Origin of the sequence: Streptococcus sp. ACS2 (genome assembly GCF_000525585.1) — a bacterium.
In the GTDB taxonomy this organism is placed as follows: Bacteria; Bacillota; Bacilli; order Lactobacillales; family Streptococcaceae; genus Streptococcus.
On the sequence record NZ_JALT01000012.1, the window covers coordinates 198,410 to 210,575 of the forward strand.

Below are 12,166 nucleotides of genomic sequence, written 5' to 3' on the forward strand. Positions count from 1 at the left end.
ACACTTTTTAGGTATAGTAATTAAAAAGAAGAGGGTTTTAACAGCTTTTTATGATAGGAGGACTCAATCCTTAGTCCCAAGGGCTCTGAATCCCTGCTACCCAACCGGTACAGAGGGCGCTAGTAATGTTAAAGCCACCAGTATGGGCATTGATGTCAAGGACCTCTCCTGCAAAGTGTAGGTGAGGGACTTTTTTACTTTCTAGAGTCTTGGGATTAATTTCCTTAAGGTCAACGCCACCTTTAGTCACAAAGGATTTGGCAAGTGACATTTTACCTGTGATTGGAATTTCCATGCCCTTAAGCTGACTGATAATGTTTTCCAAGTCTTTGGGATGCAGTTGTTTAACCTTGCTATCAGCCTTGTCTTCTGCTAGGAATTCAGCGACACGCTCAGGTACAAGAGCTTTGAGGGTGTTTTTGACAGATTTCTCGCGACTTTCCTCCAAGTAAGCCTTGAGATTTTCTTGGCTTTGGTTGGGAAGAAAGTCCAGATGAGCTATCTCACCACCCTTGACAAAACTGGAAAGACGTAGGGCAGCTGGACCAGATAGACCAAAATGTGTGAAAAGAAGGTCATGGGTAATCTTGTGCTTGCCATAGGACAGAGTGACATCATCAAGAGAAATTCCTTGTAAGGCCTTGTGGGGGAAGTCGGTTAGGAGTGGACTTTCCGCAGCTTCAAGATCAGTGACTTGGAGCTTAAAATGGCGGGCAATATCATGTCCAAAACCAGTTGAACCAGTCGATGGATAAGATTTTCCTCCAGTTGTGACGATGAGTTTATCACTGGTAAAAGTCTGGTCCGAAGACTTAACTTGGAATTGCTCATCAACCTTTTTGACGGAGACAACTTCTGTATTGGTGAGGATGCTAGCACCAAGTTCCTGAATCTTATTTTCCAGAGCTTGGATGATGGTCCGTGATTTATCTGTCTTAGGGAAGACACGTCCGTGATCCTCAACCTTGAGTTTGACACCATTGTCCTCGAAAAAAGCAATGATATCGTGGTTATCAAATTGTGAAAAGACGCTATAGAGGAAACGGCCATTACCTGGAATACCTGCTAGAAGATCGTCTAAAGTCCCGTTGTTAGTAACATTACAACGTCCACCACCAGTACCAGCTAGTTTCTTACCGAGACGTTTATTTTTTTCAATCAGAAGGGTTTGTTGGCCATAGAAGGCTGAGGCAATAGTCGCCATCATGCCAGCAGGACCCCCGCCAATAACGATAGTATCAAAATGTTTCATGCCTTTATTTTAGCATAATTTAAAAAGGGAGAATAGTTTGTAAATGGTCAGTTTTTTTAGATAATTTATGTTAGAATAGGAGTAGAAGTTTAAATTAGAATAGTTATTAACTATGGAGGAAAATATCGTGTCTGAAAATAACATGAAACACCGTTCATCTGTCTACGATAGCATGGTTAAATCACCTAACCGTGCCATGCTTCGTGCGACTGGGATGACGGATGATAGTTTTGAAAAGCCTATTGTTGGGGTTATCTCAACTTGGGCTGAGAATACACCATGTAATATCCACTTGCACGGTTTTGGTCAAATTGCCAAAGAAGGTGTTAAAGACGCGGGTGCTTGGCCAGTTCAATTTGGTACGATTACTGTTGCAGATGGTATTGCCATGGGGACACCAGGGATGCGTTTCTCATTGACATCTCGTGATATCATCGCTGACTCAATCGAAGCAGCTATGGGTGGTCACAACGTCGATGCCTTTGTTGCTATTGGTGGTTGTGATAAGAATATGCCTGGTTCTATGATTGCCATTGCTAACATGGATATTCCAGCGATTTTTGCCTATGGTGGTACCATTGCACCAGGTAACCTTAACGGTAAGGATATCGACTTGGTTTCTGTTTTCGAAGGTATCGGTAAATGGAACCACGGTGATATGACCGCAGAAGAGGTTAAAGATCTTGAATGTAATGCCTGCCCTGGCCCTGGTGGTTGTGGTGGTATGTATACTGCCAACACAATGGCGACAGCAATCGAAGTAATGGGGATGAGCCTTCCAGGATCATCATCTCACCCTGCAGAATCAGCTGAGAAGAAAGCAGATATCGAAGAAGCAGGTCGTGCAGTTGTTAAGATGCTTGAACTAGGTCTTAAGCCATCAGATATCTTGACACGTGAAGCCTTTGAAGATGCCATCACTGTCACAATGGCACTTGGTGGTTCAACAAATGCGACACTTCACTTGCTCGCTATTGCTCATGCAGCTAACGTTGATTTGACACTTGAAGATTTCAACGATTTCCAAGAGCGTGTGCCTCACTTGGCTGACTTGAAACCTTCAGGTCAATATGTCTTCCAAGATCTTTACAATGTTGGTGGTGTACCAGCCGTTATGAAGTACCTTCTTAAGAATGGTTTCCTTCACGGTGATCGTATCACATGTACTGGTAGGACTGTTGCAGAAAACTTGGAGGCCTTCGATGATTTGACACCAGGTCAAAAAGTCATCATGCCGCTTGAAAATCCTAAACGTGCTGATGGTCCATTGATTATCTTGAAAGGTAACTTGGCTCCAGAAGGTGCGGTTGCCAAAGTATCAGGGGTTAAAGTTCGTAACATCACTGGTCCTGCTAAAGTATTTGACTCAGAAGAAGATGCCATTGAAGCAGTTCTTTCTGATGAAATCGTTGATGGCGATGTAGTTGTTGTACGTTTTGTAGGTCCTAAGGGTGGTCCTGGTATGCCAGAAATGTTGTCCTTGTCTTCAATGATTGTTGGTAAAGGTCAAGGGGACAAGGTTGCCCTCTTGACAGATGGACGTTTCTCAGGTGGTACTTACGGACTCGTTGTTGGTCACATTGCTCCTGAAGCTCAGGTTGGTGGACCTATTGCCTACCTCCGTACAGGTGATATGGTTACAGTTGACCAAGATACCAAAGAAATTACGATGCACGTTTCAGACGAAGAGTTGGCGAAACGTAAAGCCGAAACTGAGTTGCCACCACTTTATAGCCGTGGTGTCCTCGGTAAATACGCTCACATCGTTTCTTCAGCGTCACGTGGTGCCGTTACCGACTTCTGGAACATGGATAAATCAGGTAAAGCCTAATGATATGATATAAAACAAAATCACACCGGGCATTTGTTCGATGTGATTTTTTGGTGTTAAATCCTGAGACAGTTGATGGCAGCATCATGAAAAAGTGATCGTCTATCTGCTGTTAGCCTCAAAAAAACCGGTTGGAAATGTCCAATCGGTTTTCCTTTTATTTTCCGCCTCGAGGTGAGATACCAAGAGCGATACGTCCATAACGACTGATGCGTGTCATCTTCCAGACTGGTGAATAAGTGGTTTCCACCTTGACAGAGTTAATACCGTCAATGGATTTTAGCTTTTCAGCGATTTCATAAGGCATAGTCTCTTCACAGCCACAACCAGTATCAGTAAAGGTCATAAGGAAGTAGCAGTGGCCATTTTCATCGACAGTGATTTCATAAATCAAACCAAGGTTGTAAATGTCTAGCTCAATCTCAGGATCGAATACAGTGGTCATTTGTTCGACGATTGGCTCTAAGAAGGGCTGGGCCAAATCATTGACCTTAATATCATCACGGAAGTTTTTCATAGGACTCATTCTTTCTATTTTGCTTTTGTTTATTATGGCATAATTTAGGGCTTTTTTCAATCTCGGATGGCAATATGAGGCTTTAGTAAGCGAGTAAAGTAACAATAAAAAAACTCCAACAGTCAAACCGTTGAAGATAATGTGATTTATGCTTCAATATCAAGTCGTTTTGCAACCAAGGTTGCTCGAATACCATCAAAAATTGGAGCAAGAATGAAAATCCCAAACCTTGTGGAATTGTTCCCACCATTCCTAGATACAACAGATCTGATACCGACCAAACCCAATTTGGAAGTACCGATTGTTTAAGTCAAAGACTTTCCTTCTATATACATTTATACCCACACATAGTTTACCAAAAGCTTAGCTTCCAATCAAGTAAATTGTTTGAAGAGTGAAAGGAAAAAAGTCCTTCAGATATCCAGAATAACTAGTCAAATTGACAGAAAGGAGTGATTGTGATATTCTCATAGTAAGACATTTCAAGAGAAAATGAGGCTATTATGAGTATTGAAAAGACAGTCAGCGAGATTGCTGAAATCCTTGGTGTTAGTCGTCAAGCAGTCAATAATCGTGTCAAACAACTTCCAGAAGAAGATCTAGAAAAAAATGCTAAAGGGGTTACTGTCGTTAAACGCAGTGGCTTAATTAAGTTGGAGGAAATTTACAAGAAAACCATCTTTGACGATGAGCCAATCGATGAAGAAACAAAACAACGTGAGTTGTTGGAGATTCTTGTAGACGAGAAAAACTCTGAGATTGCCCGTCTCTATGCTCAGTTGAAAGCTAAGGACGAGCAGTTGTCTAACATGGATGACCAATTGCGTGTTAAAGACGTTCAAATTGCCGAAAAGGACAAGCAAATTGATCAACAGCAGCAATTGACCTTGACTGCTATGAAGGACAAGGAAGAGCTTAAACTGGAACTTGATGAGGCTAAGGTTGAGGTTGACGAAGCCAAGGCCCAAGTGGAAGAAATCCAGACCAAACAAGAAGAAGCTTCTAAAAAAGGTTTCTTTGGACGTCTATTTGGAAAATAAAAAAGAAGCTGGGACTCAGTCTCAGCTTTAACTATTGTAGGAGATTAAAATGGAAAATTTAGAAACTTATATTGCCTTTGATTTGGAGTTTAACACGGTGGATGGTATTAGCCATATTATCCAAGTATCGGCTGTTAAGCTGAATCAGCATGAGGAAGTGGGCCAGTTTGATTCTTTCGTCTATTCGGATGTTCCTTTGCAATCCTTTATCAATGGTTTGACTGGAATTACAGCGGATAAGATTGCCAAGGCACCAAAGCTAGAGTCTGTTTTAGCGGATTTTAAATCATTTGTTGGTGACACTCCACTTATTGGCTACAATGCTCTTAAATCAGATTTGCCTATTCTAGCTGAAAATGGTTTAGACTTGGAAGAGCAATATGCTTTAGATGTTTTCGATGAGGCCTTTGACCGTCGTGCTTCTGATTTGAACGGTATTGTTAACCTCAAGTTGACTAGCGTGGCAGATTTCTTTGGAATCAAGGGACACGGTCATAACAGCTTGGAGGATGCTCGTATGACCGCACAGATTTACGAGAAGTTTCTCGAATTAGATGAGAATGCCAAACTTTTGGAGCAACAGGAAGAAGTCAGTAACAATCCTTTTGCTGCCTTAGGTTTGGGTGGCCTTTTCGACTAGGGCTTTACAGAAGCTGTAAAGGGTGTAAAGAGTGATAGCTAACTTTTTCTGTAAGAAAAGAAAATCCTCTAGGGTTAGGGCTTGCATATTACCTTGCGTTATAAGGTAGAATCTAGGTATCAAGGGTGGCCAAGGTCCTCCTTTGATAGAAAATCTTAAAAGGAGGTGACTGAGATGTCGCAGTTTTCAACAGGAGAGTTGGCTAAAGCAGCAGAAGTGTCAGTTAGGACTGTCCAGTACTATGATCAAAGAGGTATCTTGACGCCATCTGAAGTCACAGAAGGTGGCCGGAGAATCTATCACGAATCAGACTTGGAACGCCTGCAAGTCATTTGTTTCTTAAGAGATTTGGACTTCTCAATCAAACAAATCAAGAAACTCTTGCAAGAGGAGAATAGGGAACAGGTTTTAGAGCTTTTGTTGACAGATCAAATCGAGAGCTTGGAAAAGTCTTCAGAGGAAATAGAGGTCAAACTAAAACGTGCCCGTCACTTGCAAAAAGCAACTGCTAAGTGGCGTCAACTTTCACTAGAAGATTTGTCAGACATTTCACGTCTTATGGAAAATCAAAAATCATGGCGTCATTTGCAGTTGAGAATATTTGGGAGCATCAGTCTAGCGAGTCTTCTTTATATCATAGCCCTACTGATAGTCATTTATTATTTTAAGGATCCTAGAGGTTTGTTTGTTGTCTGTCCTGCTTATATTATAGTAGTGAATTTAGTGATGTTTCACTATAGAAAGCAGTTTGAATACCTCTGTCCTAATTGTCATAGGACCTTTGATCCAAGTTTTAAAGAATTTGCCATTGCCGGACATACACCAAGGACTCGTAAGTTGACTTGTCCTCATTGTCATGTAAAGACCTACTGTTTGGAGTTGGCTAAGACTAAAACGAAATAAATTTATCGAATATAAAAACGCTTGAGAATTGCTTCTCAGGCGTTTTTAGCTTATTCAACTGAACTTAGAGCTTCGAGCATATTTAGTTTGGCAAGGCGTTTGTTAACGACGAAGCCAAGGATAATAAGAATGAAGCCGATAAGAACAGCTGGTAAAAGGTAGGTAGCCAAACCGATAGATGGATCAAACATGATACGATCTGGCGGAATGATGCTTACCATATATTGGTGGAGTGCTTGTCCAAGACCAAACCCTACGAAGATACCGATGATAGACAGGTAAATAGTTTCACGATAGATGTAGAGGGATACTTCATTATTGTAGAAACCAAGAACCTTAACGGTTGAAAGTTCGTGGATACGTTCTGAAACGTTGATGTTAGTTAGGTTATAGAGAACAACCACAGCAAGGAGAATGGAAACCGTTATCAAAATACCAATAACCTGTGTCAATGAATTGACCATAGTGCTAATTTGCAGTTTAAGGTTGTTGTTTTGAACAACACCGTAAACATTTGGCAAGTTGATGAATTTGGCTGCCATATTTTCAACATTTTGCTTAGTTGGTTCAGCGAGAGTAACAAGGTTGGCATTATTCACTGAAGGTGTCCCAAAAGCTTTTTGGTAGTAGCTAGCATTCATAAAGAGGAAATGCCCCATGTACATTTCAGTGATACCAGCTATCTTAATCTTGACAGATTCATCCTGACTGTTTTGCACAGTAATGGTATCTCCGACCTTGAGGTTTAGAAGTTTTGCCATTTTTTCAGAGATAATTGCTCCGTCATTAGATAGCTTGAGAGTCTTATTGCGGTCTCGGTCATGTAAGCTAACGTAACTGTCAATGAGTTTTTCGTCACGGTCGTTAAAGACAAGAGTTGAGATTTCTTGGGTGTCCTTATTGGTACCGGCAATTTTTTGCAAGGTTTCAAAATGGACATTCAAGTATTCTTTGACGTCTTTGCTATCGAGGAGTTTAGTGAGTTCCTCATCCAGAGCACTTGACGCATTTGGTTGCTTGGCAACAATCATATCATAGTGAATGATGTCTTCAAACTGTTGCTGGTTAAGGTTAGATACAGAAGATCGAATTCCTAAACCTGCGAAGAGAAGCGCAATAGAACCTGCGACACCAAAGAGGGTCATAAACATCCGTTGCTTATAGCGGAAAATATTACGCATGGTAACTTTTTCCGTAAAGCTGAGACGTTTCCAAAGCGGTGTGATGCGCTCTAGGACAATCTTAGCTCCTGCTCGAGGTGGTTTTGGAAGGAGGAGTTGGGAAGGTTTTTCCCAGAGCTCTTTCTTGGCAACCACAAAGGCAGGTAGCACAGCAGATAAGAGACCTAAAAGGAAGGCCACAAGGGTAAGTCCTAAGTAGAAGTGCAATTCAAAAGCAGGAAGCTGCAAATCGCTCTTATAAGTGTTGTGAATTAGAATCGGAAGTAGTGTATGACCGGTAATAACACCTGCGGTTGTACCAGTAATACTCGTTATCAAACCATAAATGACGAATTTATGGATAATTCGCGAATTACTGTAGCCTAGGGCGTTGAAAATACCAGCCTTACCACGCTCTTCTTCAACAAAGCGTCCCATGGTTACAAAGGTAACCAAAGCTGCCATAAAGTAGAGAGCGACAGGGAAGATGTTACTCACATCGTGAATGATGTTAATATTACTTTCATAAGCAACATATCCCTCGGAACCCGGAATCTCTCGACGTGAGTAGAATTGATAGCTAGGCGCTGGTAAATTATCAACCATTGCTTGACTTTCTTCGAGTTCTTTTTGCTTGGCTTCAATCTTGGTAGTAGCTTCTTTGACACTAGCAACTTCAGCAGCGTTGCTTGTAGCCATTTGCTGGGTCTGTGCGAGAGCTGTTTCAAGTTCTTGTTTAGCTTGAGTAATTTGAGCTTGAGACTGAGACTTGATCTCAGTTAGGCGTTTCTCAGGTTCATCTTTAAAGAGTTTCTTAAGTTCAGCCTTTCGTTCAGAAATCTTATTTGCGTATTCCTCACTAAAAGGACTAACATTTTCCAAATCCTTATAGCGGATGCGGGCAATCATGTAATCGTTAGAGGTGAAGTTCGTCTCTGGAACAATGGCGTAGCCATCTAGTTTCCCCGTACCAGCGCTGGCATTACCAAGACGGTTCCTAGAGAGAAGTTCAGAGGAATTAACAAAACCAGTAATGGTATATGTTTGTTCCTTTAACTGTTTTTGCCCTGAGCTATCTACTGGCTCAGAAAAGTTAATCTTATCTCCGACGCTATATTCTTCTTTATAAGTTGAGGAAAGAGCGATTTCCCCGTCCTTGGTAGGAAGTTTCCCCTCAATAAGGTCGTAAGTGGAGATTTTCTTAGGTTTAGAGAAGATACGAAATGCCGTATTCGTCCCCTTGACGACAGCATCTTTGAAATAACCATACTCGATGTCTACATTCTTCTTTTTAATTGTATTGAGAAGGTCCTGATCGGTTTGGTTGATACTGTAAGTACTGATTAAGCTCAAGTCAGCTGTTTGATGAGTCTTGAAGAAGTGTTCTCCAGTTTTCTTCATATTAGGAGAAGTTACTTTAAGACCAATCAAGGCAAAGGATCCCAGTGCCATAAGTAAGGCAATAGAGAGCATACGCCCTTTAGAAGCTACAAAGGTTCGCCAAACATCTTTCCAATAAGTTGTTTTTTTCATGACGTTGCTCCTTTCTAGTATTCCAAGTCCTCGATTTTTTGTGGATTAGGATTAAGTTCCACACTCTTAATCTTGGCATCGTGCATTCGAATGACACGATTGGCAATTGGAGCTAGAGAAGCATTATGGGTCACGATAATAACAGTTGTTCCCTGTTTGCGAGCCATTTCTTGAAGGAGGGTCAGGATTTGTTTTCCTGTTTGATAATCCAGAGCCCCTGTTGGTTCATCACAAAGAAGAATCTTTGGATTTTTGGCAACGGCGCGTGCAATAGCGACACGTTGTTGCTCCCCACCAGATAGTTGTGATGGGAAGTTGTCTAAGCGGTCTCCCAAACCGACTTCGACCAGTGTTTGAGTAGCATCTTTAGCGTTTGGAACGATTTCAGATGCTAGTTCGACGTTTTCCCTGGCCGTAAGGTTAGAAACTAAGTTGTAAAATTGGAACACAAAGCCAACGTCCTCACGACGATAGGTTGTAAGTTCTTTGGCTGTGTATTCAGAGATATCCTTACCATCAATAATGACGCGGCCTTCGTCATTGGTGTCCATACCACCCAAGATGTTAAGAACAGTTGATTTCCCAGCGCCAGAGGCACCAAGAATAACGACAAGCTCCCCTTTTTCGATATCAAAGCTTACGTCGTTGTTTGCGATAATTTCCAGATCACCGGTTTTATAGCGTTTATAGCTATGCTTCATTTGAATATAAGCCATGAATTTCCCTTTCATACGAAAATAATGATGCTGATAATTACCTATCTTTCCGTACTCTATTGTAACGGATTTTCCTTGGAATATCTAGGTTTTGAGGGAAAAAAAGGTTTAAAAGTGGAGAAGTTCTTCTTACATGTGACAGAAATGTGGACGAAGCGCTTACATATGAGAAAATACTATTTCAAATGAGCTTTGAGTAAGGTGAAGATTTGGTGAAATAGTTATAAAGTTAGGTTATTTTTAGTCTTTTACGGAGTGGATATACTATTTTTTTCAATTTCCATAATTATAGGAGAGTTTAGGTCGGTAAATACTTCATCATAGGGGTGCCAAAGGGGATCTAGTTTTCCGTCAAAGTTGATGATAGATAAAGAGTTTTTTCATAGTTTCTAGCAATGACATATCCAGAATACGGACATTTTTTTGAATTTGGAGGACACATTTTCTATATTGGGAAAGTTATTTATGGGGAAATAGAGAGCTTTTCGTAATGATTTTTTGTGTGTTAGTTATTTTTAAAGAAGTTGTAAACACCTTAAAAATATATATCTAAATGAGAGATGTGCATCTTTAGGATTAGTTATTTATTATGGGGTATTCCATAAAGTTACCCTTAAATCCTTTTGTTGTGGCATTCTTTTGACTAATAGAGGAATTATAGTTCCTAATCTTATTTTAGGATGTTGAGAATTCGACTTCCTGTCTCAAGAATTCTTTTTTATAGTTACATTTAAAGTGTTTTGACAAAATTTTCTTATCCGATAAAATTTTTTTGGAGATAAGTCAGCAAAAGTGCTTTCTGAAGAATCTGTCTAAAAAACAACTATTATTTCCCTAAGTACTACTTAAAGAAATTACCATTTGCATAGCGTAAAAAAGCTAATCTGATAATAGATTAGCACCAATTTTAAGACATGAAGTTGTCATTTGTTTAAAATGCTTAAAAATTAAAGAAACGCTTGAAATCAAGGGGATTGCATGCTAATATTGTTATCTGGGTGAAGGGGTGGTCAAACAGCTCAACCAACCTTTTGCCTCCTACAGCAGTAAATAGGACGCCTTGTTAGCCAGTTAGAGCTAACCAAATAAATAGTGAGGGATTTATGATTAAGAACAAAGATAATGGTTTTATCGGCAAAGCAATAATCAGCTTGATTGCTACTTTGGGGACTCTGGCTCTATTCATGGGTACCAGTGGGGCCTCGGCTGACGTCAAAGAAACTCCTAAACTTGATTTAGATGCCAATATGACTAAGGTTCAAACCGTTAGTGATGAGGACTTGAAGAATCATGATGGGCAAGCTCAGGATACGAAGAAGCAGGAAACACCTGGACAAAAACAGCCAGAAACTGAAGAATCTAAGACTACAGATGAGGAAACTCCTGACTACATCGTTATCACCGAGGTAGTGGATTCGTCGGAGCATAAGCAAGACTCTAATCAAGTGGTTGATGGAGTAGCTCAAACGCTTGACCCAGACTTGTTGAATGAGATTTTAGCTCAAACTAGCGAGGTTGGAGAATACCAGATTTATGTCAAGAATGATGATGAACTATTGATCTCAGGACCTGTACCTTCCCAAACAGCGAATGAGGATGTGAATTACCCTACTTTAGAAAGTTCATTGGATTCAGCGAGTATTTACTTAGGTCAAAAGAATCGTTATAAATTGGCAAACGAAGAAGACGCACAGTCAGGTCTTGCCTTGGTTGAAGAATAAAATTTTTATATGACTAACACAAAAAGACTTGGATTTCTTGTCCAAGTCTTTTGTATGTTATGACTGAGTTGCTAGATGAGTATATAGAAAAAGGAACCGCGAGATTCCTTTTTATTTTTTAGAATGGCAATTTACCTGCAAAGGCACCCATTGATTTTTTAGTCGCTTCGTCAATTTGTCCAAGAGCATCGTTAAGTGCTTGAACAGTCATATCTTGGAGTGTTTCCACATCATCAGGATCTACGACAGCATCAGCGAAAGTGATGTTAACTACTTTTTTGTCACCAGTTAATTCAGCAACGACCAAGTCTTGGGCTGATTTTCCAGTGAAGGTTGTAGCAGCCAATTCAGCTTGACTTTTTTCCATTTGTTTCTGAAGCTTTTGAGCTTGCTTCATCATGTTTTGCATGTTCATCATAATATTTTCTAGATTCCTTTCATACCAAGGGTTTAGCCCCTGTTTCTTAAATTTTACTGCCCACTTCTGCCCAGAAATAAGTAGTATAAAAATCTTAACTATTATACCATGTTTAGCTTGATTAACAAAGTAAGGAGAAGTATTGGAGGAATTTGTTAAGACTTGATTTTTCTTGTTCATAAAAATGTTAGTTCAGTTACAAAGCCACCAATCCTTAAATTATGAGACTTGTTAAAAATAGTGTACAATGGTTTATTGTTAATCCGGTCAAAAATTCGATTGGAGATAGAAAAAGAAAGAGAAGATGACGATGAAAAAAAGCAATATTTTAGGGATTTTTGTAGGACTATTTATAGGGTTGGTTACAGTCTTAGGAATGAGCTTATTTACCTTTATTAATTTAAAATCACAACACCGGCTACTAGTGAAGCTCCT

General features: G+C 40.1%; 10 protein-coding genes. 5 read left to right on the top strand and 5 right to left on the bottom strand.

The features are described 5' to 3' along the window. Nucleotides 1–70 precede the first annotated feature (70 nt). Entirely contained in the window at nucleotides 71–1,252 is a 1,182-nt protein-coding gene (locus HMPREF1517_RS02270; RefSeq protein WP_037599163.1) for an NAD(P)/FAD-dependent oxidoreductase, read from the bottom strand. Nucleotides 1,253–1,364: 112 nt separating this feature from the next. Here HMPREF1517_RS02270 and ilvD point away from each other — a divergent pair, with 112 nt between their 5' ends. Further along, nucleotides 1,365–3,083, top strand: coding sequence for a dihydroxy-acid dehydratase (gene ilvD / locus HMPREF1517_RS02275; RefSeq protein ID WP_198017473.1), 1,719 nt, complete (start codon nucleotides 1,365–1,367; stop codon nucleotides 3,081–3,083). Nucleotides 3,084–3,240: 157 nt separating this feature from the next. On the opposite strand, the gene HMPREF1517_RS02280 is transcribed toward ilvD, so the two are convergent. Continuing rightward, a complete protein-coding gene (locus HMPREF1517_RS02280; RefSeq protein WP_037598415.1) occupies nucleotides 3,241–3,600 on the bottom strand; it encodes a metal-sulfur cluster assembly factor in 360 nt (119 codons plus the stop codon). 503 nt (nucleotides 3,601–4,103) lie between these two features. Here HMPREF1517_RS02280 and HMPREF1517_RS02285 point away from each other — a divergent pair. From HMPREF1517_RS02285 to HMPREF1517_RS02295, 3 genes are all read left to right on the top strand, one after another. After that, on the top strand, nucleotides 4,104–4,640 hold the full coding sequence (locus HMPREF1517_RS02285; protein WP_002884601.1) for a DUF536 domain-containing protein: 537 nt from the start codon (nucleotides 4,104–4,106) through the stop codon (nucleotides 4,638–4,640). Between the two features lie 49 nt (nucleotides 4,641–4,689). Continuing rightward, entirely contained in the window at nucleotides 4,690–5,280 is a 591-nt protein-coding gene (locus tag HMPREF1517_RS02290; protein WP_037599164.1) for a 3'-5' exonuclease, read from the top strand. Between the two features lie 174 nt (nucleotides 5,281–5,454). Next, the gene (locus HMPREF1517_RS02295; protein WP_037599165.1) at nucleotides 5,455–6,183 is read left to right on the top strand and encodes a MerR family transcriptional regulator; all 729 of its coding nucleotides are present in this window, start codon (nucleotides 5,455–5,457) and stop codon (nucleotides 6,181–6,183) included. 50 nt (nucleotides 6,184–6,233) lie between these two features. Here the strand turns inward: HMPREF1517_RS02295 and HMPREF1517_RS02300 are convergent, their stop codons facing one another. Together HMPREF1517_RS02300 and HMPREF1517_RS02305 are read right to left on the bottom strand one after the other, a co-directional pair. Then, entirely contained in the window at nucleotides 6,234–8,876 is a 2,643-nt protein-coding gene (locus HMPREF1517_RS02300; protein ID WP_037599166.1) for an FtsX-like permease family protein, read from the bottom strand. Between the two features lie 14 nt (nucleotides 8,877–8,890). Beyond that, nucleotides 8,891–9,592, bottom strand: coding sequence for an ABC transporter ATP-binding protein (locus HMPREF1517_RS02305; protein ID WP_037599167.1), 702 nt, complete (start codon nucleotides 9,590–9,592; stop codon nucleotides 8,891–8,893). Between the two features lie 1,103 nt (nucleotides 9,593–10,695). Here HMPREF1517_RS02305 and HMPREF1517_RS02310 point away from each other — a divergent pair. Beyond that, nucleotides 10,696–11,313 carry a hypothetical protein gene (locus tag HMPREF1517_RS02310; RefSeq protein ID WP_037599168.1) on the top strand — a complete coding sequence of 206 codons (618 nt, stop codon included), beginning with the start codon at nucleotides 10,696–10,698 and terminating at the stop codon, nucleotides 11,311–11,313. A gap of 118 nt (nucleotides 11,314–11,431) precedes the next feature. On the opposite strand, the gene HMPREF1517_RS02315 is transcribed toward HMPREF1517_RS02310, so the two are convergent. After that, nucleotides 11,432–11,731, bottom strand: coding sequence for a YbaB/EbfC family nucleoid-associated protein (locus HMPREF1517_RS02315; protein WP_002884818.1), 300 nt, complete (start codon nucleotides 11,729–11,731; stop codon nucleotides 11,432–11,434). Nucleotides 11,732–12,166: the final 435 nt, after the last annotated feature.